The organism is Phytohabitans rumicis, assembly GCF_011764445.1.
Lineage (GTDB): Bacteria > Actinomycetota > Actinomycetes > Mycobacteriales > Micromonosporaceae > Phytohabitans > Phytohabitans rumicis.
In genome coordinates this window covers 7,659,147-7,678,928 of the sequence record NZ_BLPG01000001.1, presented here as the reverse complement: position 1 = coordinate 7,678,928, position 19,782 = coordinate 7,659,147, and the positions used below count along the sequence as shown (strand labels likewise).

Genomic DNA, 19,782 nt, shown 5'->3' with positions numbered 1-19,782 from the left:
GCCGACGTCGATAGTCGCCGGTCAACGACGGCGACGACATTTTCGGCCTCCAGATCATCGGCACACCGGGACACACCGCCGGCCACATCGCGGTGTTCGACCCCTCGACCGGCGTCCTGGTGGCCGGCGACGCGCTGCGCACCACCGACGGGCTGACCGGCCCGGACCCGCGGTACACCAACGACATGACGCAGGCCGCGGCGTCCGTACGCAGGATGGCGGCCTTGGACGTACGCGTCATCCTGCCCGGACACGGCGCTCCCCTGACCACCGGCACCGCCGAGGCATTGGCGAAACTCGCAGCACACACCGACACGACCCGTTGACAACGTTCAGCAATGCTGCTGCGTGGTGACAAGTGTGAGCACGTACAGCGAACCGCCTGCCGTGGGCCCGCCCGCCGTGGCGCCCACAGTGGTTGACGAGCCGGCGGCCGCCCGCCTCCGCGTCGGGGCAGTGGACGCGCGTGACCAGGAGTTCGTCGAGTTCGTGCGGGCGTCCGGTCGCTACCTGCTACGCACTGCTGTGCTGCTGTGTGGTGACCCGGTCCGGGCGGAGGAACTGGTCCAGGCCACCTATGAACGCACGTATCGCTCCTGGCGCGTGGCGCGCGAGGGCGACCCGCAGGCGTACGCGCGTCGTGTGCTGGTCAACCTGCGGGTCGATGGGTGGCGGCGCACGCGTCGCGAGGTCGTCGTCGACCCGGTCGCCCTCCCCGATCAGGCCGGGCCAGACCATATGGGCGCCGTCGTCGCCCGCAACGTCGTGGTCCAGGCTCTGGCCCGGTTGCCGCTCGCGCAGCGGCGGGTCGTGGTGCTGCGACACCTGCTGGACCTCACCGAGACCGAGGTTGCCCGCGAACTGGGGATCTCGGTCGGCACGGTCAAGTCCCACCACGCGCGGGGCATCGCCCGGCTGCGCGAAATCTTCGCGGAAGGGGACCTGCGATGAGCGTCCAGCTACACGATGACGACGTCGTCGCCCGTCTGCGGGCCGGCGCGCCGAGCTACCCGGATGCCGGTCCCGACGCCGAGCGTACCCTCGTCGCCGCCCGACGAGCGCTGCGCCGCCGCCGGGGCCGGCGGGCGTTTGGCAGCGTGGCCGCGGTCGCGGCCGCGGTCATCGGACTCACGGCGGTCCACCCGATCGAGCTGCCCGGCCTCGGCACGTCCGTCACGCCTGGCGGGCCTGACGACAGTTCGCTCCCGAACCAGAGTGAGCCGCCCGTGTTCCCGCGCCAGCGGCTGCTCGACGACGTCGCGGACCTGGAGCTTCGGGTGCTGCCCGTGGCCGAGGACTTGGCGCTCACCCAGTACATCAACGATGGATCAGGATGGGGCCGGCCGGCGTGCCGCGTGTTCACCTGGTCGCACGGAGCGTTCCGGGACCGCGACTCGGATTGCGCGAATCCCGACGACCCCGAGCCACCGTTCGACACCGAGAGCGAGACCGCGTTCACCCGGGTGTCCGACGCGATCGAGCACTCTGGAGTGAACGTGTACCGGATCGAGAACGGTGGCTGGGGCCCCGGCACGTCGTTCCACCTCCGCGACAACTCCTGGAGGTGGAACTGGTACTACTCCTACGTTCCTGGCACCCCCGCCGACGCCCCAAAAGAGGAGCGGACGGAGACACAACTCGGCGTCAGGCTGCAGATCCACGTCACCGGCAACTGGTGGTTCACCGTGGAGCCCGACGACTGACATAGCGCGTCATCGTCAGGCCCAGCCGGGAACGGCCTGGTGCTTCGGGCTCGGACCAAAGCGGTTTGGACCGGGCGTGCCGTCCTGCAAGGAGAACACCAGCAGGACGATCACACCGACGAGCGGGATCAGCCCGATCAGAATCCACCATCCGGAACGGTCGATGTCGTGCAGGCGCCGCACGGCGACCGCCAGCGACGGCAGCAGAAGCGCCAGGTTGGCGATCAGGCTGAAGAGGCCACTGGACATGAACGACCCTTCGAAGTCCGTGCCCAGCGCGACGTCGAGGATCGAGGTCACGATGCCGAGGAGGACCGAGAAGAGGACGAACCACCAGTACTCGGCTCGGCGGGCCCGCCCTCCGAATTCGACATACTTGGAAAGCACCGAACGAACAGCGGCGGTAAAGGACATGGCGACTCCAGCGTCTCAACGGTGAAGCTGTGGGCGGCATCAGGGTAGGCGGCGGCCGCAAGCGCGCAGCGACGGCAGCAACGCCGGAACCCGGCGCATGTGATCGGCATACGCCGGGCGGCGTTCCAACGACCTACGATCCATCATCGGAACGCTGACCGCGGCAAAAAGCAGGACCATCCCGATCGGACCGATGACTGTCCACCACCAGGCCGGCGCGGCGGCCAACCCGAAAAGCCACATCCCCCACCAGAACCCGATCTCACCTAGATAGTTCGGATGGCGCGAGTATCGCCACAGTCCACGATCGACGATCCGACCACGATGCGCCGGATCGCTGGCGAACCGGCGCAACTGCCGATCCGCGACCGCTTCGATCGCGATCGCGGTGGCCGTCACCGCCACGGCAACGGCGTCGAGCGGACCGAGCGGCGCCGCCACCGTCACCGCCGGCCAGACCGCGAGCAGGCCGCCGAAAACGACGAGCGTGGGCATCATCTGGATGCCGGTAAGGCTCACCAGCCACCAGGGCACCCAACGAGGGCCTGGGCGCGGATCTGTACGTAGCGCCAGTCCTCGTGACTCAAGCCCCGCCACGACAACGCCCAGTTCGCGGTCAACCGGACAGCCCAGATCAGCACCAGGACGATCACCAACGCCTGCCGGCCGGAGATCGCGGCGACATCGGCGCCGCCGCTCCAGATCGCCCACGCGACGACGATCACGGCGGGCGCGACGCTCCAGTACGGGTCGTAGAGGCTTGAGTTTCCGACGGCCATCGACACCGCGAACACCACGGCGGTGGCGACGAGGTCGGCCCAGAGCGTGCCCACCAACGGGTGCTGACCCCGTACGGCGACACAGACACCCCACGCGGCGACGCCAGCCGCGAGATATGTGACAGTCACGACCGCGAACCCCAGCCGCCGCGATGTCGCGGCCAGGCCCCGCCCCACCCGGTACTCGCCGCGCTCCAGCGCCATGCGCAGAGCTTAGGGCGTGTCTACTTGGTCTTGAGATACCAGCAGTAGTACCGGTCGAGGTCGTCACGATCCCGGTAGTGCGGCCACCTGAGGTAGGCGCCGCTCTCGTTCCAGGAATAGACGCCGCTGACCCGGACCTGCCACTGGTCGTTGACGGTGTGCTCCCACCACTGCGCGATCGCGAGCGCCTCCCTGGTGCGCGGACCGAAGTCGCCGTCGACGGCGATGGCCTGCCCGTAGCACTTGACGAGCATGTCTTGCAGGGCGACCACGCCGAAGTTGTTGTAGTCACCCTCGCGGAGCCAGCAGTCGAGATCGTTCGGATAGGCCGCGGAGTTGTTGGGCAAGAACCGCCACAGAAAGTCCTCCGACCGGTCCCATCGCGCGAGGGTGCAGTCGAAGTTGATCGCGGCGGCCGCTTGCGCCGGTGCCGCCGCGGCGGCGGCCGGGAGGAGCAGGCACCCGATGACGATCGCGGCGAGCACCGCGACGGCTTTCCGCATCATGTCCGCACTCCTTCGCCACCCGCGCCACGCCAACCGGTGGTTCGACGCTACGAGATCCACGTTCATCATCACAAGCGGCCGACGAGCTGGCGGCCCCCCATGCCGAGCAACCACCCGCCCGCCCCGCCTCGCGCTGATCAAGGACTTCCGCGCCGATCAAGGGCAAACGGTCGTGGATTGGAGATCAAAGCACGACCATTCGCCCTTGATCGACGAGCAAGGGGGAAGCCCTTGATCGACGAGCACGGGGACGCCCTTGATCGACGAGCACGGGGAAGCACGGGAAGGCGAGCAAGGGGAAGCCTGGTCAGCGGGATCTCAGTTTGGCGCGCACGGGGTCCGCGTCCGGGTGGCCGAGCTCGTCGAGGATGGCGACGGCGCGCCGCCAGGCATCGTGTGCCGCCTTCGGGGCGCCGACGGCGTGGTGGGCGTCGCCAAGACGGGTGAGGGTGTCGGCCTCACGCCACCGGTGGCCGAGGTCCCGGTACAGGCTCACCGCCCGCAGGTAGCAGGTGACGCTTTCCCGGCGGTGGCCGAGATGGTGGTGGGCGTGGCCCAGCGTGTCCCAGGTGTCCGCCTCGCCGTGCCGGTCGCCGATCTCCTGGTGCAGGCCGAGGGCCTGCTCGCCGGCCACCAGGGACTGCTCGTGGTCGCCGAGATAGTTGCGCACCCAGGCCACGGTGTTGAGGGCCCTGGCCTGCCCGGACCGGTTGCCCGCGGTCCGGAACAGCTCCAGTGACTTGCGGGCGTGTTCGAGCGCCCGCCGGTACTGCTCCTGCCGGGCGCTGATCCAGCAGAGGTCGAGGTTGACCCGGGCCTGGCCGGCGAGGTCACCGACCGCCCGGAAATAGTGCTGGGCCTGGCGCAGGTGGGCATCCGCCTCGTCGACCCGGTCCAGGTGGACGCTGACGCGGCCGAGACTGCGGTGGGCGTGCGCCTGCCCGCTCCGGTCGGCCAGCCGCCGCGCGGCCGCCAGCGCGGTCTGCTGGGCGGCGGCCCAGGGCTCCCAGTTTCCGCTCCCTTCCAGGAAGTAGGCGGCGGCCCAGGCCAGCCGCCAGGCGTGCGCGTCGAAACCGGTCTGCGCCGCCCGGTCGATGGCGGCGAGCAGGCCAGGAACCTCGATCGTGAACCAGCTCATCGCCTGCTCGTGGTCGGCGAGCCGCTCGACGGCGACGCCGGGCTCGGCCGGTGGGATGGTGATCGGGTCGCGGTGCGGGTCGAGCAGCCGGTCGGCGGCGCACGCGCCGTGCAGGTAGTGGTCGAGCAGACGATGTTGGGCCGCGCGGCGATCCGCGTTGGCGTCGGACGTGTGTGTCAGCTCGGTGGCGTACGCGCGGAGGAGGTCATGGCACGCGTACCGGCCCGGCGCGTGCTCGGTGATCAGGCGCGCCTCGGCTAGCTCGGCCAGCAGCGGACGCGCCTGTCCATCCGGGACACCGGCCAGGCTGCTGGCCGCCGGGACGGAGATGTCCGCGCCAGGGTGCAGCCCGAGCAGCCGGAACAACCGCCGCGCGGGCTCGGTGAGCTGCTCGTACGACCAGGAGAACACCGCTCGTACGTCGGTAGCCGGATCGCGGCTGCTGAAGGCGGCCAGGCCGCCGCCGGCGGCGCGCAGCTCGGCGGCGAGCGTGGCCAGCGAGAAGCCGGGTTGGGTGGCGGCGCGGGCAGCCGCCACCGCCAGGGCCAGCGGAAGCCGCGCGCAGCGGGTGATGACCTCCTCCGCGGCCTGCGGCTCGGCACCCACCCGCTCTCGACCGAGCCGATGGACGAGCATCTGATGCGCCTCGGCCGGGTCGAACAGATCCAGCATGACCGGGCGGGCGCCCTCGGCGGCGACCAGGCCGGCCAGCACGTTGCGGCTTGTTATCACGACCCGGCAGCCCCGGCTGCCGGGCAACAGCGGCCGGACCTGGTCGGCGTCTCGGGCGTTGTCCAGTACTACCAGCATCCGCCGGTCAGCCAGCAGGCTGCGGTACAGGGCCGACCGGGCCGCCAGGCCAACCGGAATCCGTCCCGGTGGTACGTCCAGAGCGTCCAGGAACCCGCGCAACGCCTCGGACGGGTGCACGGCCCGACCGGCAGGGTGGAAGCCGCGCAGGTTCACGTACAGCTGGCCGTCCGGGAAGCGGTGCCGGACCCGTTGTCCCCAGTGGACGGCCAGCGCGGTCTTCCCGACACCGGCGGTCCCCGCGATCGCGGAGATCACCGCGGCGGTGGCGCCGCCGGGTGGGTCGTCGGGGAGTAGCTCGTCCAACTCCTTGAGGTGGTCCACGCGCCCGGTGAAGCCGGCGATGTCGGTGGGGAGCTGGGCGGGGACCGCCCGCGCGCTGGCGGTCGTGGCCGGCGACGCGCTCGACACCAACGCGTCCACGCTGTTCTCGTCTTTCAGGATGGCGGTATGCAGCTCGCGCAGCTGCGCGCCGGGCTCGAGGCCGAGCTCGCCGACGAGACTCTCCCGCAGGCGGCGGTATGCCGCAAGCGCGTCGGCCTGTCGCCCCGAACGATGCAGGGCCACCATCAGCTGCCCCACCAGTCGCTCGCGCAGCGGGTACGTGGCGACCAGCTCGGTCAGCTCTCCGATCACGTCGAGGTGGCGGCCGAGCCGCAGCTCCAGCTCCAGGCACTCCTCGATGGCGGCGCGTCGCTGCTCGTCCAGCCGGGCCGCGGCCGCCTCCAGTACCCGGCCGGTCAGGCCGGCGAGCGCCGGGCCGCGCCACAACCGCAGCGCCGCCCTCAGCTCGGCCGCGGCCTGGCTGGCCTGGCCGGCGGCGCTCAGCTCCTGCGCCTCGTCAACCTGGTTCTGGAAGAGCCCGGCGTCCAACTCGCTGGCGGCCAGCCGCAGACGGTACGCGTTGCCTTCGGTAGCGATCGTGGGCTGCTCCGGCGCGGGCCCCACGGCCAGCAGGCGGCGAAGCGCGGAGATGCTGTTCTGGACCTGGCGCTTGGCGGTGGTCGGCGGATCCTCGTCCCAGACCACCTCGATCAGGGTATCCAGCGACACCGCCCGATCGGCGTTGACCAGCAGCAGCGCGAGTAGCCTGCGTTGGCGCTGGCCGGTCAGGCGCACCGGCCGGTCGTTCGCGGATACCTCCAGCGACCCCAGGACGTGGAACTTCACCCGAAGCATCGTAGCCGTACGCAAATAGATCAGCACGAATGGCGTGAAACCTCAGCTGTGGGCGGCGCCGACGCGCAGCGCCGGCTGCTCGACAGCTTCGGCCGGAGCGGACCGGAGCAGGGGCAGGGCCACCAGGATGTTCACCGACGCGGCGGTGATGACCGCGGCCACGCCGAGCAGCGTCGGGACCAGCCCGCGCGGTCGATGACCACGCCGGCGGCGAGCAGCCCCAGCGGCCCGGCGACGGTGCTCAGCGTCATCACCGCCTGCAGCACCTTCGGTTGCAGGGCCGCGGGTACGCGGGCGGTGAGGATGGCGAAGTAGGGCGCGTTCGAGAAGCCCATCGCCGCGCCGGACAGCACCACCGCGGTGAGCGGCACGACCGGTGGGGCGGGCAGGGCGAGCAGCCACAGCGGCAGCGCCTGGAAGACCATCGCCACGGCGATCATCGGGGCAGGCCCGAGCCGGCGGGACACCAGCACGGCCAGGAACGACCCGGCCAGCATGCCGGCACCGGTGCCGGCCAGCAGCAGCCCGCCCACCGCGGCGTCCCCGCCGTACCGGTGGAATGCCAGCAGCGGCAGGCAGATCGCCAGGAAGCGCAGCACGAAGCCGCCGGCGATGGTCGAGGCCATGGTCCGGCCCAGGAATGGGTCGGCGCGCATGTGCCGGATGCCGGCCAGCACGCCGCGCGGGCGCGTGCCGCCGGCGGCCGCCCGTCCGGCCCGGGCCGGCACGCAGCCGAGCAGCACCACGAACGACACCGCGAACGTGGCCGCGTCCAGCCACAGCACCCGCTCGGCGCCGATGACCGCGATCAGCAGGCCGGCCAGCATCGGTCCGCCGAACCCGGCCGAGTTGTAGACGGTGTCGATCAGCCCGTGGGCGCGGGTGAGAGCGCGCTGGTCGTCGCCGGCCAGCTCGCCGGCCAACAACCGCTGCGACGCCGCGTACGGCACCGCGGCCAGGCCCGCCGCCGCCACCAGCGCGAGCAGTACGGGGAAGCTGAGCGCGCCGGTGCCGTACAGCAGCGGCACCGCGGCGATCAACACGCCGCGCGTCCCGTCGGACACCAGCATCGTGCGCCGCGCGCCGAGCCGCTGCAGCACCTCGCCGCCGAGCAGGCCGAACAGCGCGATCGGCAGCACCTGCGCCAGCAGCACCAGGCTGGTGCGGGCGGCCGAGCCGGTCGTCTCCAGGACCAACCAGGGCAGCGCGAGCACGGTCATCTGGGTGCCGAAGGCGGACACGGCGCCGCCGGCGACCACCGCGCGCAGCCCGCGGCGGTACCCGGTGGGCCCGGCGGCCGGTGCGCGGCTCATGCCGGGACCCCGAGCACGTGCGTGCTGCCGGTACGCGCCGGCCACGGCAGCGCCGCGCGGTCGAGCTTGCCGTTGGCGGTCGCCGGGAAGCCGTCCACGAACACGACCGCGGCCGGCACCATGTAGTCCGGCAGCGCCGTTGCCACGTGCCGGCGCAGCTCCCGTACGGTCGGGTGGCAGCCGGGTGCCGGCACGACGTAGACCACCAGCGCCCGGTCGCCGTCCCGGTCCGGCCGGGCCAGCGCCACCACGTCCTTCACGCTCGCGTGCGCACGCAGCCGGTGCTCGACCTCGGCCAACTCCACCCGGGCGCCGCGGATCTTGACCTGCCCGTCGGCCCGGCCGAGGAAGGTCAACACGCCGTCGGGGCCGAAGCTCGCCCGATCGCCGGTGCGGTAGAGCCGCCCGCGCGGGTCGGGTCCGAGCGTGTCCGGGATGAACCGCTGCCGGGTCAGCTCCGGCTGGCCGTAGTAGCCGGCGGCGAGGACGTCGCCGCCGATGAGCAGGTCGCCCGGCACCCCGACCGGGCAGGGCCGCAGGTCCTCGTCGACCACCCAGTACTGCGCGTTGTCGATGGGCCGCCCGTACGGGATGCTCCGCCAGGCCGGGTCGATCGCGCCGACCTCGAACCAGTTCGACCAGACGGTCGCCTCGGTGGCGCCGCCGAGGCTAACGATCGTCGCCCCGGTGAAGACCGATCGCACCTCGTCCGGCAACGTCAGCGGCGTGTAGTCGCCGCTGAGGTAGACCAGCCGCAGATCGCCGGTGCCAGCCCGGTGCCCGCCGAGCAACGGCGCGAGGTGGGCCAGCGTGGTTGGCGCCGAGTTCCAGTACGTCACCGGCTCGCGCAGCAGCACGTCCAGCAGCAGCTCCGGGTCGCGCCGCTGCGCGTCGTCGGCGATGTAGACGCCGGCCCCGTACGCGGGCAGGCCGAGCAGGTCGAAGACGGACAGGTCGAAGCCGAGCGAGGTGGCCGACAGGCCCAGGTCGTGCGGGCCGAAGCCGTGGGTACGCCGGCACCAGGCGAACAGGTTGTGCAGCGACCGGTGCGCCACGGCGACGCCGTTGGGCCGGCCGGTGCTGCCGGAGGTGAAGACCACGTAGGCGGTGGAGTCCGCGCCGGTGCCGGGCTCCGGGCCGCGCAGCTCGCGGCAGTCCGGGATCGGGCTGTCGGCGGGCACCGGGCGCACCTTCGGCGGTACCGGCCAGGTGTCGCCGCTGTCCGCGTCGACCAGCACCCGCGCACCGGCCTCGGCCAGGACGGTGTGCGCGCGCTCGGCCGGGAGCCCCGGCTCGACCGGCACGTAGAAACCGCCCGCCTTCAGCACCCCGTACACGGCGACCGCCAGCAGCGGGCCGCGCGGCACCCGGATGCCGACCGGTGTCTCCGGCCCGACCCCGCGGTCGCGCAGCGCCCACGCCAGCCGGTTGGCGCGCCGGTCCAGCTCGGCGAAGGTCAGCGTGCCACCGGCCCAGCGCACCGCCACGGCGTCCGGGCGGAGCCGGACCTGCGCCTCGAACAGCCGGTGCACCGGACCGTCCGCGGCGTACTCGCGGGCGGTGGCGTTCCACGCCCGCTGCTGCGCCGCCGGGTCGAGCGCCGGCGGGCGGATGGTCGCGGTCCTCATCGGGCACCTTCCAGCACGGTGCTGATCACGTCGGTCAGGTGCACCAGGAGCGGCGGTTTCATGATTCCGATGTGGTCTCCGGGCACCCGGTGCAGCTCGATCCCGCCGCCGATCAGCTCCTCCCACCGGACGAGGTAGTCGGCGAAGGTCTGGCCGGAGGACACCACGTGCTGGCCGTTGGCGAGCGCGTCGCTGACGATGAGGTGCAGCTTGCCGGCGTAGACGGGGTTCGGGTACTCGATGAGGGCCTGCAGCGACTCCCGCCAGACCCGGACCATCCGCGGCCAGGCGGTGCCGACGCCGCGCTCGGGCAGCGCCATGCCTTCCTTCTCGTCGATGTCGTTGGCCACCCGCTCGTACAGTTCCATGATCTCGGCGCGGCGCTCGGGCGTATCCGCCTCCGGTCCGCCGCGGTCGATCTCCAGGACCAGCTTCTCCAGCCGGCGTACGAAGCCCATCTGCTCGTAGAACTTCGGCCGGGTCTGCGCGTCCAGCACCGGATCGAGGAGCATGAAGGTCACCTCCTCGCCGGCGTCCCGCAGCAGGGTGGCGAGGTCCGCCGCGATCGTGCTGCCGCCGCACCAGCTGAACAGCCGGTACGGCCCGTGCGGCTGGGCGGCTCGCAGCTCGTCGAAGTGCCGGCGGGCCATCTCGGCGGCGGTGGGGATCGTGGCGTTGTCGCCGTGCGGCTTCGGCCACTCGAACGCGGCCAGCGGGAGCTGCGGATCCAGGTACGGCAGGAAGCGCTGGAACCAGTGGGCGCTGCCGCCGCCGGGGTGGATGCAGAACAGCGGCGTGCCGCTGCCGCGGCGCAGCCACAGCATCGCCCGGTTGCGCCGGCCGGGCTCGGCCGGGGCCTCCGGCTCGCCGACCGCGCCGTCGGTGATCGCGGCGGCCAGCCGTGCGACGGTCTGATGCTCCAGGAAGGACCGGAACGTCAGCTCCACGCCGTGCGACTCCCGCAGCAGCGAGATGATCCGCATCATCGCCATCGAGTGACCGCCGAGGTCGAAGAAGTCGTCGTCGATGCCGACACTGTCCAGCTTCAGTACCTGCGCCCAGGCGCCGGCGATGGCCCGCTCCAGCGGCGTACGCGGTGCCACGGGCGCGATCTGCGTGGCGACCGGCTCCGGCTCGGCCGCGATCAGCGCGGCGCGGTCGACCTTGCCCGAGGCGGTGACCGGGAACTGCCCGACGACGTGGCAGCGGGTCGGCACCATGTGTGCCGGCAAGCGGTGGCGTACGTGCTCGCGCAGCTCGGCCGCGGACGGGCCGGCGCCGCAGGTGCCGCCGGTGAGCCGGACGAACGCCACCAGCGTGGCGTCCTCGGTGCCCGCCGCGGCGACCGCGACGGCCGCGGCGGCGACCGCCGGGTACGCCTCCAGCGCGTGCTCGACCTCGCCGAGCTCGATCCGGAAGCCGCGGACGCTGACCTGGTGGTCGCCGCGGCCGTGGAAGCGCAGCGTGCCGTCGGCCGCGCGGGAGGCCACGTCGCCGGTGCGGTACATCCGGCTGCCGGGCGGTCCGAACGGGTCCGGGACGAACCGGTCGGCGGTCAGCCCCGGCTGGCCGAGGTAGCCGCGGGCCAGGCCGGCGCCGGCGACGTGCAACTCGCCGCGTACCCCGGCGGGCACCGGTCGCCCGTCGGCGTCCAGCACGTAGCAGCGCACGTTCGCCAGCGGGGTGCCGATCGGCGGCATCCGGTCCGGGGAGCCGGCGGCGACGGGCGCGTACGTGGCGGCGACGGCCGCCTCGGTGGGGCCGTAGAGGTTGACGAACGCGGCGTGCCGCGCCCAGCGGTCGGCCTGCGCGGCGGGGCACGCCTCGCCGCCGACCAGGGTGACGCGCAGTTGCGGGAAGTCCGCCGGAGTCAACCGGCTCAGCATCGACGGCGGCAGGAAGATGTGGGTGAGCGTGGCCGCCTCGCCGCGCAGGTCGCCCGGGTCGCGGCCGACCGCGGGCAGCACCAGCTCGGCGCCCGCGGTGAGCGCGGCGATCAGCTCGGACACCGACGCGTCGAAGCTCACCGAGAAGAACTGAAGCATCCGGTCGCCCGGCTGGACGTCGAAGATCTCCTGCTGGGCGTGCCGCAGGTTGAGCGCGGCCCGGTGCGGTACGGCGACGCCCTTGGGCCGCCCGGTCGAGCCGGAGGTGTAGGTGACGTACGCCAGGTCGTCCGGCGCCACGGCCACGTCCGGCGCGGTGACCGGCATGCCGAGTTGGGCGGACTCGTCGGTCACGTCGATCGCCGGCAGGCCCGCCGGGCCGGCTTCGGTGAGGCCGGCCGGCAGCCGCCCGGCGGCGAGCACCACCGCGGCCGCCGCGTCGTCGAGCATGAACCGCAGCCGCTCGACCGGGTACTCCGGGTCCAGCGGCAGGAACGCGCCGCCCGCCTTCAGCACGGCCAGCACCGAGACGGCGTAGTCGGGCGTCCGCGGCAGGCAGATGCCGACCACGGTGTCCGGGCCGACGCCGAGCGTACGCAGCCGGTGCGCCAGCCGGTTCGCGCGCAGCTCCAGCTCGGCGTAGTAGACCTTGACGGCGCCCTGCCGCAGCGCGACCGCGGTGGGCGCGGACCGGGCCTGCCGCTCGATCAGCCGGTGCACCGGCTGATCGGTGGGAAACGCCCGATCGGTGCGGTTCGGCGCGACGAGCACCCGGTCGTGGTCGACCGGCGCCAGCGTCAAGGTCCGCGGCGACGGTGCCGTGGCGTCCGTGCTGGCGGCCATCGCGGCCAGCACCTGCCGGTAGGTCCGGGCGACCAGCTCCAGATACGGCCGCCCGATCCGGCTCGGCCGGCCGAGCAGTTGCAGGCGGCCGGGGAACGACACCGCCGAGAACGGCTGCTCGCTCGGGCTGAAGTCGGACTCCAGGCCGATGCCGGAGCTCCAGTCGATCATGTGGAAGTCCAGGTACGTGAAGCTGACGTCGACCAGCGACGAGGCGTGCCGGCCGTCCCGCCGCATCGCGGCCATCGGGTAGCGCCGGTGCGGCCACAGCCGCGCCTCCTGCGCGAAGACCGCCCGCACCAGCTCCGGCCAGCTCGCGGCGGTCAGGTCGGCGGAAAACGGCACCGTGTTCAGGTACATGCCGATCACCTCGTCGCCGCGCAGCCGCTCCGGCCGGCCGTTGCTGACCAGCCCGGTGAAGAAGCGGTGCCGCCCGGTGACCAGGCCCCAGGCCGCGACGTGGGCGGCGAGCAGCACGCTCTTCAGCGACGCGCCGGCACCGGTCGCGAGCCGGCGCAGCGCCGGCTCCAGGTCGGCGTACCCGACCACGACCGAGTCCGGCGCGTCGCCGGTCCCCTCCGCTTCGGCCGCCTGGTCGCCCCACTCGGCCGGGATCTCCAGCTTGTCGGCGGCGGTGATGGTGGCGGTCCAGAAGTCCCGGTCGGCCGCCGACCGCAGGGACTCCTGCTCGGCGGCGACGAAGTCGGCGAACCGGACGGCGGGCATCGGCACCGGCTCGGGCGTGCCGCCCCGGCGCAGCGTGCGGTAGTGCGCGAGCAGCTCGGCGATCACCGAGGTGTGGCTCCAGCCGTCGAGGATCGCGTGGCACTCGACGTGGGTGAGCCACCACTCGCGCTCGCCGGTCTGGTGCACCGTGTAGCGCAGCAGCGGCGGCACGGCCAGGTCGAACGGCGCGTCGCGCTGGGCGAGCAGGAAGTCGTCGAGGATCTGGCGCTGCGCGGCCGGCGGCAGGTCCCGCAGGTCGTCCAGGTCCACCGGCAGCTCGGCGGTGCGGTGCACAAGCTGCAGCGGCTGCGTGTAGCCGGCGAGCGCGAACGACGTACGCAGGATCTCGTGCCGCCGCACCAGCAGCGCCGCGGCCGCGCGCAGGTCGGCCAGGTCGAACGGCAGCTCGTCCTCGATCCGGTAGCAGCTGACGTTCACGTAGACGGGCCGCTGCGCGGCCAGCATCTCGTACACCATCCCGGCCTGGATCTCGCCCATCGGGTACGCGTCGAGCAGGCCGGGCGGCAGCAGCCCGCGGTCGGCGTCGGACAGCAGCGCGAACGGCGCCACGACCGGCTGCTCGGCGGCGGGCTCCGGCACGTCGGCTAGCCCGTCCGGCGCGGGCGCGCTGACCAGCTCGGCCAGCTCGGCGACCGTGGCGTGGCTGAACAGGTCGTGCACCGACACCGGCAGGCCGGCCGCCCGCAGTGTCCCGACGGCGCGGATCGCCCGGATCGAGTCGCCGCCGTGCTCGAAGAACGCGTCGTGCCGGCCCACCGTGTCGACGCCCAGCGCGCCGGCCAGGGCGCGCGCGATCGTCCGCTCCACCGCGGTCTGCGGCGCGGCGCCAGCGGGCTCGACGCGGGTGGGCGGCGCGGGCAGCGCGCGGTGGTCGACCTTGCCGGCGACGGTCAGCGGCAGCGCGTCGAGCACCACCCACTGCGCGGGGACCAGTTGCCGCGGCAGCCGGGCCCGGGCGTGTGCCGCGACCGCGTCCCGGTCGACTGCCGGTCCGTCCGCCTCGGCGCCCGAGCCGACGAGGTACGCGACGAGCCGGTCGTCGTGCACGGTGACCACCGCGGCGGCGACGGCGGGATGCGCGGTGAGCGCCGCCTCGACCTCGCCCGGCTCGATGCGGTGGCCGTGCAGCTTCACCTGCCGGTCCAGCCGGCCCAGGTATTCGATCGTCCCGTCGGCGCGGTGCCGGGCCAGGTCGCCGGTGCGGTAGAGCCGGCCCCCGGCTCGCTGCCGGACGGATCCGGTACGAACCGGTCGGCCGTGTGCGCGGGGCGGCCCAGGTATCCGCGGGCGAGCTGGACGCCGGCCAGCAGAAGCTCCCCGGGTACGCCGGCCGGCAGCAGTCGCAGGTCCGGGTCGACGACGTAGGCGCGGGTGTTGGCGACCGGCCGGCCGATCGTGACCGGCTCCCCGGCAGGCATTCGGTCGCGGTCACGTCGATCGTGGCCTCGGTGGGGCCGTAGAGGTTGTGCAGCTGGCAGCCGATCCGCTCGTGTACGGCCGCGGCCAGCTCGGCCGGGAGCGGCTCACCGCTGGCGAAGATCCGGCGCACCGAGGGCAGCTCGCCGGCCAGCGAGTCGAGGAAGGGGCGCAGCATCGACGGCACGAAGTGCAGCGTGGTGACGCCGTGCTCGGCGATCGTCGCGGCCAGGTACGCCGGGTCGCGGTGCCCGCCGGGGCGGGCGACGACCAGCGTCGCGCCGGTGATCAGCGGCCAGAACAGCTCCCACACCGAGACGTCGAAGCCGTACGGCGTCTTGTGCAGCACCCGGTCGGTGCCGTCGAGCCGGTGCTCGCGCTGCATCCAGGTCAGCCGGTTCACCAGCGCGCGGTGGGTGATCACCACGCCCTTGGGCCGGCCGGTCGAGCCGGATGTGTGCAGCACGTACGCCGGGTGGTCCGGGTGGGGATCATCGCCGAGCGGCCCGCTCGGGGCGCCGGCGCCCGCGTCGGGCCGGACCAGCGTGCGCGCGGCCAGGCCGACGGTGGCCCGGTCGGTCACCACGACCCGTACGCCAGCGTCGGTGAGCAGCTGCTCCAGGCGCTGCTGCGGGCTTTCGGTGTCCAGCGGCAGGTAGGCGCCGCCGGCGGTGAGCACGGCCAGCAGCGCGGTCACCAGGTCCGGGCCGCGCTCCAGGCACACGCCGACCACCGACTCGGGACCGACCCCGAGCGCGCGCAACCGGTGCGCCAGGGCCGTGACGCGGGCGTCCAGTTCGGCGTACGACAGGTGCTGCTCCCCGCCCGTACGGCCACCGCGTCCGGGGTGGCGGCCGCCTGGGACCGGAACAGCGCGGGCAACGTGGTGGCCGGTACGTCGGTCGCGGTGTCGTTCCAGCCGCCGAGCAGCTGCGCGCGTTCGGCGGGCGGGAGGATGTCGATGTCGGCCAGCGGCGTGTCCGGTGCCGCCGCCACGCCGGCCAAAAGCTGCCCGACCTGCGCGGCGAACCGCTCGATCGTGCCCCGGTCGAACAGGCTGGTGGCGTAGACCACGGCGCCGGCCAGCGAGCCGTCCGGGCGCGGGGTCACCGACAGGGTCAGGTCGAACTTCGCGTCGGCGAACGGGATCGGCACCCACAGCACGTCCAGCCCCGGTGCCTCGAAGCCGCCCGCCCCGGCCTCCTGCCAGACGAACATCGTCGAGAACAGCGCGGTCCGCGCGGGGTCGCGGACCGGCGCGAGCTCCTCGACGAGCTGCTCGAACGGCAGTTCCTGGTGGGCGAAGGCGGCCAGCGAGGTACGGCGGACCCGGTCGACAAGCTCGCCGAACGTCGGGTCGCCGGCCAGGTCCGCCCGTACCACGACGGTGTCGAGGAACAGCCCGATCAGGTCCTGTACGTCGTCGTGCCCGCGGCCGGCGACCGGCGTACCGACCGTGACGTCGGTCCGGCCGCTCCACCGCCCGAGCACGACCGCGTAGGCCGCCAGCAGCACCATGAACGGCGTGGCGTGGTGGCGGCGGGCGAGCTGGCCCAGCGACGCGGCGACCTCGGCGGGCACGGTGAACGGCACGATGTCGCCGGCGGCATCCCGTACGGCTGGCCGCGGCCGGTCTGCCGGCAGGTCCACCGGCGTGGCACCGGCGAGCTGCTGGCGCCAGTACGGCAGCTGCGTTTCGCGCAGCTCGGCGGTCCGCTGCCGCTGCCAGGCCGCGACGTCGGCGTACTGCACCGGCAGCGGGGCGAGGTCGGCCGGGCGGCCCTCGACCGCGGCGGTGTACCGCTCGCGCAGCTCGTCCAGCAGCAGGCTCTCCGACCAGAGGTCCATCGCGAGGTGGTGGGTGGTGAGCAGCAGCAGGTTCTGGTCGGGTTCCCGCCGGACGAGCAGCGCGCGGAAGACCGGCCCGGCGGCCAGGTCGATCGGCTCGCGGTCGGTCGAGACGAGCCGGTTGAGCAACTGGCCCTGGACCTTGCCGTCCAGGTGGGTCAGGTCGCGGATCGGCAGCGGTACCGGGGCGGGCGGGTCGATGATCTGCACCGGCTCGCCGTCGGGGCCGGCCGGGTAGCGGGTGCGCAGCACCTCGTGCCGCGCCACCAGCCCGGAAAGCGCGGTCCGCAGCGCGTCGACGTCCAGCCGGCTGCCGGGCTTGTCGGTCATGTGCAGCGCGATCTGCACCAGGTACTCGACGCCGCCGGGGCGCATCTGGTCGAGGATCCACAGCCGGCGCTGCGCGTACGACAGCGGCAGCGGGTCGGCCCGGGACACCCGGGCGATGCCCGGCTCGGTGAGCGGTTCGAGGCCGTGCAGCCGGCGCTCCAGCAGCTGCTCGTGCGGGCTTGGCGCGTGCAGTGTGTCGGTCATCGGGTTCCCTCTCGGGCGGCTCGGGACAGCACGTCCCGCACCTGGCTGTCGGAAAGTCGGCTCACATCGGCACGGACCGCTGCGGTGACCGCGGCCGCGAGTTCGGCCACCGAGGTGGCCTCGAACAGGACCTGCAAGGGCAGATCGACGGCGAACGTGCGCCGCAGCGCGGTACGTACCCGGGCGACCAGCAGCGAGTGGCCGCCGAGGTCGAAGAAGTCGTCGTCGGCGGTGATGTCTTCGACGCCGAGCAGCCGCGACCAGATCCCGGCGACGGCCTGCTCGACCGGGCCGGCCGGCGGCCTCGGGTCGGCCGCGCCCGCGGCGGTCGGGGTGGTCGGGGTGGCGGGCACCGCGGCCGGCTGGACCGCGCGGGCCTCCGGCGCGCCGGCCAGCCGCTCCAGCAGCGCCACGTAGTCGTCGGCGAGCCGCTGCATCGTCGTCCGGTCGAACAGGCCGCTGGCGTACTCCAGGACGCACCGCAGGTCGCCGGCCGCGGTGCGGCGGACGGTGAACACGAGGTCGAACTTGGCGGCGGTGGCGCCCACGGGCAGCGGCTCCACGGCGGCGCCGCCGAGCGTGCCGGGCGTGCCGGCCGTGTACATGACCTGGAACATGATCTCGAACAGCGGGTTGCGGGCGGGATCGCGGTCGGGCCGGACCGCGGCCACGACGTCCTCGAACGGGACGTCGTTGTGCATGAGCGCGGCCAGCACCGTCTCCCGCACCCGGTCCAGCACCTCGGTGAACGACGGGCCGCCCGCCAGGTCGGTCCGCAGCACCTGCGTGTTGATGAAGAAGCCGATCAGCTCCTCGGTCTCCGGCGCGTCCCGCCCGGCGCCGGGCATCCCGACCGCGATGTCGGTACGGCCGGTACGATGCGCCAGCAGCACCTTGAAGGCGGCCAGCAGCGTCATGAACGCGGTCGTCCCGTACCGCTCGCCGGCGGCGTCGACCAGCCGAGCGACGCGCCGGGGCACGTCCACGGCCAGGATGTCGCCGCGGCGGTCGCGATGGGCGTCGCGCGGGCGATCGGTGGGCAGCAGGACCGGCTCAAGCCCGGCGAGCTGGTCCCGCCAGTACGCGGTGCCGGCCGCACCGGCAGCCGCGCGCCGCTCCCGCTGCCAGGCCGCGACGTCGGCGTACTGCACCGGCGGCGGAGCCGGCATGGGCTGGCCGCCCACGAGCGCGCGGTACGCCTGGTCCAGGTCACGCAGCAGCACGTCGCACGACCAGCCGTCGGCGGCGATGTGGTGCAGGGTGAGCGCGACGAGGTGTTCGGTGGGTGCGAGCCGGACCACGACGACCCGCAGCGGGTGCTCGCGGCGCAGGTCGAACGGCCGGCCGGCGGCCGCGTCGAGCAGCGCCGCCGCCCGCGTCTCGCCGTCGGGCTCACCGGTCAGGTCCACGACCGTGACGTCGACCGGGCCGGGCGGGTCGATGACCTGCATAGGCTCCCCGGCGCTGTCCTCGTACCGGGTGCGCAGCACCTCGTGCCGGCGGACGACCTCGGCCACGGCGCGGGCGAACACCGCCGGATCCCACGGTCCGCGCAGGCGCATCCGCTGCCAGACGAGGTACTCGGTGCCGCCGCGCAGCCCATCGAGGAACCACAGCCGCTCCTGCCCCGGCGAGAGCGGATGGGCGTTCGTCTGGGTAAGCATGGGTCGAGGCTGATGGAGGCGGGCGGGCCCGCACCAGGGTCGGACCGGCAGCGCACCTCTGCCGGCGCTTCTCTATCCCGAGCCCGGCCGCTGGCGGCAGAGTCGGCCAGGTCAGCGAACGCCACCACCGGAAAGGTGCGGCGACATGCCCGGCACGATCGCGGTACGCACGATGGCGTCGTTCTTGCCCAAGCGGTCGGTCGCGGTCGCGGAGCTGCCGGAGCTGGCGTACCTGGGCCCGGCCGAGCGGGAACTCTGCGCCGGGCTCGGGATCGACCGGATCCGCACCGACCCGGAGCTTGACGCGTTCGGCCTGGCCGCGGGCGCCGCCACCCGGGCGCTGGACGCCGCCGGGCTGAGCCCGGAACGGATCGGGGCGCTTGTCGTGGTGGAATCCCGCGCGCCGGCCACGCTGATGAGCTCCGGTGAGACCCGGCTGCAGGCGCACCTGCGCGCCGACCGGGCGCTGACCTTCTCCGTCGGCGGGCTGGGCTGCGTGTCGATCACGCCGGCGCTGCTGGTGGCGCGCGGCCTGCTGGCCGCCGACCCGGACCTGACCGACGTCCTCGTCGTGCACGGCAGTACGCCGGCCACGCCGCGCCGCTACCGGCACCCGGTCACGGTCAGCGGGGACGGCGGCATGGCGGCGGTCGTCTCGCGGGACGGGCCGCTGCGGGTGCTCGACGTGCTGCAGGAGACCGACGGCCGCTACTGGGATCTGTTCCGGGTGGACTACCGGGACCGCCCGTCGGCCCGCTGGAGCGAGCAGTGCCGCGACGCGCGGGAGTACTCCTTCCAGCTGGCCCTGGAGAGCCGCAACCGGCTGCGCGCGATGTACCGGCGCCTGCTGGACCGCAACGCGCTGGCGCCGGCGGACATCGCCCGGCACGTGAGCCACAACCTGTCCGCGGGCGCGTTCCGGTTCGTCGAGGAGACGCTCGGCGTGGCGGTCGCCAAGACCTGCCACGAGAACCTGCGCGACCTGGGCCACCTCGGCCCGAACGACGTCCTGCTCAACCTGGCGACCGAGATCGGGACCGGGCGGCTGCGGGGCGGCGAGCGGGCCGTGTTGATCAGCTCCAGCCCGGTGGCCGCCTGGAGCATGCTGCTGGTCGAGTTCGACGGTGATCCCGGTGTCGCCGCCGGGGCGGGTGACTGAGATGGGAGTGG

12 protein-coding genes and 1 pseudogene are annotated in these 19,782 nt (G+C 73.5%); 4 read left to right on the top strand and 9 right to left on the bottom strand.

Annotation, left to right across the window (positions count from 1 at the left end; all coding sequences use genetic code 11):
• Window positions 1-38: 38 nt before the first annotated feature.
• From Prum_RS34925 to Prum_RS34915, 3 genes are read left to right on the top strand one after another with little or no spacing between them, the layout of a single operon-like run.
• Window positions 39-326, top strand: coding sequence for an MBL fold metallo-hydrolase (locus tag Prum_RS34925; RefSeq protein ID WP_173084471.1), 288 nt, complete (start codon window positions 39-41; stop codon window positions 324-326).
• A gap of 34 nt (window positions 327-360) precedes the next feature.
• Window positions 361-951 (top strand): SigE family RNA polymerase sigma factor, encoded by a 591-nt coding sequence (locus tag Prum_RS34920; protein ID WP_173080568.1) that lies wholly within the window; start codon window positions 361-363, stop codon window positions 949-951.
• Window positions 948-1,703, top strand: a complete 756-nt coding sequence (locus tag Prum_RS34915) for a hypothetical protein (protein WP_173080566.1) — start codon at window positions 948-950, stop codon at window positions 1,701-1,703. The genes Prum_RS34920 and Prum_RS34915 overlap by 4 nt, the downstream gene beginning before the upstream one ends.
• Window positions 1,704-1,718: 15 nt before the next feature.
• Here Prum_RS34915 and Prum_RS34910 read toward each other — a convergent pair whose 3' ends face one another.
• From Prum_RS34910 to Prum_RS34875, 9 genes and pseudogenes are all read right to left on the bottom strand, one after another.
• Window positions 1,719-2,117 (bottom strand): DUF805 domain-containing protein, encoded by a 399-nt coding sequence (locus Prum_RS34910; protein ID WP_173080564.1) that lies wholly within the window; start codon window positions 2,115-2,117, stop codon window positions 1,719-1,721.
• Window positions 2,118-2,156: 39 nt separating this feature from the next.
• On the bottom strand, window positions 2,157-2,636 hold the full coding sequence (locus tag Prum_RS54020; RefSeq protein WP_281369075.1) for a DUF1295 domain-containing protein: 480 nt from the start codon (window positions 2,634-2,636) through the stop codon (window positions 2,157-2,159).
• Complete coding sequence (locus Prum_RS54015; protein WP_281369074.1) at window positions 2,633-3,100, bottom strand: DUF1295 domain-containing protein; 468 nt, start codon at window positions 3,098-3,100, stop codon at window positions 2,633-2,635. Before Prum_RS54015 ends, Prum_RS54020 begins: the two co-directional genes overlap by 4 nt.
• Before the next feature lie 20 nt (window positions 3,101-3,120).
• On the bottom strand, window positions 3,121-3,606 hold the full coding sequence (locus Prum_RS34900) for a peptidoglycan-binding domain-containing protein (RefSeq protein WP_173080562.1): 486 nt from the start codon (window positions 3,604-3,606) through the stop codon (window positions 3,121-3,123).
• A gap of 307 nt (window positions 3,607-3,913) precedes the next feature.
• Window positions 3,914-6,724 carry an AfsR/SARP family transcriptional regulator gene (locus Prum_RS34895; protein WP_371871302.1) on the bottom strand — a complete coding sequence of 937 codons (2,811 nt, stop codon included), beginning with the start codon at window positions 6,722-6,724 and terminating at the stop codon, window positions 3,914-3,916.
• Between the two features lie 140 nt (window positions 6,725-6,864).
• On the bottom strand, window positions 6,865-8,046 hold the full coding sequence (locus Prum_RS34890) for an MFS transporter (protein WP_246278285.1): 1,182 nt from the start codon (window positions 8,044-8,046) through the stop codon (window positions 6,865-6,867).
• Window positions 8,043-9,674 carry an amino acid adenylation domain-containing protein gene (locus tag Prum_RS34885; RefSeq protein ID WP_173080560.1) on the bottom strand — a complete coding sequence of 544 codons (1,632 nt, stop codon included), beginning with the start codon at window positions 9,672-9,674 and terminating at the stop codon, window positions 8,043-8,045. Before Prum_RS34885 ends, Prum_RS34890 begins: the two co-directional genes overlap by 4 nt.
• Window positions 9,671-16,948: pseudogene (locus Prum_RS55320) on the bottom strand (amino acid adenylation domain-containing protein). The gene Prum_RS34885 and the pseudogene Prum_RS55320 overlap by 4 nt, the downstream one beginning before the upstream one ends.
• The gene (locus tag Prum_RS34875) at window positions 16,945-18,612 is read right to left on the bottom strand and encodes a condensation domain-containing protein (protein WP_173080558.1); all 1,668 of its coding nucleotides are present in this window, start codon (window positions 18,610-18,612) and stop codon (window positions 16,945-16,947) included. Before Prum_RS34875 ends, Prum_RS55320 begins: the two are co-directional and overlap by 4 nt.
• 145 nt (window positions 18,613-18,757) lie before the next feature.
• On the opposite strand from Prum_RS34875, the gene Prum_RS34870 reads away from it, so the two are divergent.
• Entirely contained in the window at window positions 18,758-19,771 is a 1,014-nt protein-coding gene (locus Prum_RS34870; protein ID WP_218577485.1) for a ketoacyl-ACP synthase III family protein, read from the top strand.
• Window positions 19,772-19,782: the final 11 nt, after the last annotated feature.

Coding starts and splice junctions, on each gene's coding strand:
- Prum_RS34900 (WP_173080562.1), bottom strand. CDS start 3,606: ATGATGCGGAAAGCCGTCGCGGTGCTCGCCGCGATCGTCATCGGGTGC.
- Prum_RS34870 (WP_218577485.1), top strand. CDS start 18,758: ATGCCCGGCACGATCGCGGTACGCACGATGGCGTCGTTCTTGCCCAAG.
- Prum_RS34875 (WP_173080558.1), bottom strand. CDS start 18,612: ATGCTTACCCAGACGAACGCCCATCCGCTCTCGCCGGGGCAGGAGCGG.
- Prum_RS34885 (WP_173080560.1), bottom strand. CDS start 9,674: ATGAGGACCGCGACCATCCGCCCGCCGGCGCTCGACCCGGCGGCGCAG.
- Prum_RS54015 (WP_281369074.1), bottom strand. CDS start 3,100: ATGGCGCTGGAGCGCGGCGAGTACCGGGTGGGGCGGGGCCTGGCCGCG.
- Prum_RS34910 (WP_173080564.1), bottom strand. CDS start 2,117: ATGTCCTTTACCGCCGCTGTTCGTTCGGTGCTTTCCAAGTATGTCGAA.
- Prum_RS34915 (WP_173080566.1), top strand. CDS start 948: ATGAGCGTCCAGCTACACGATGACGACGTCGTCGCCCGTCTGCGGGCC.
- Prum_RS34890 (WP_246278285.1), bottom strand. CDS start 8,046: ATGAGCCGCGCACCGGCCGCCGGGCCCACCGGGTACCGCCGCGGGCTG.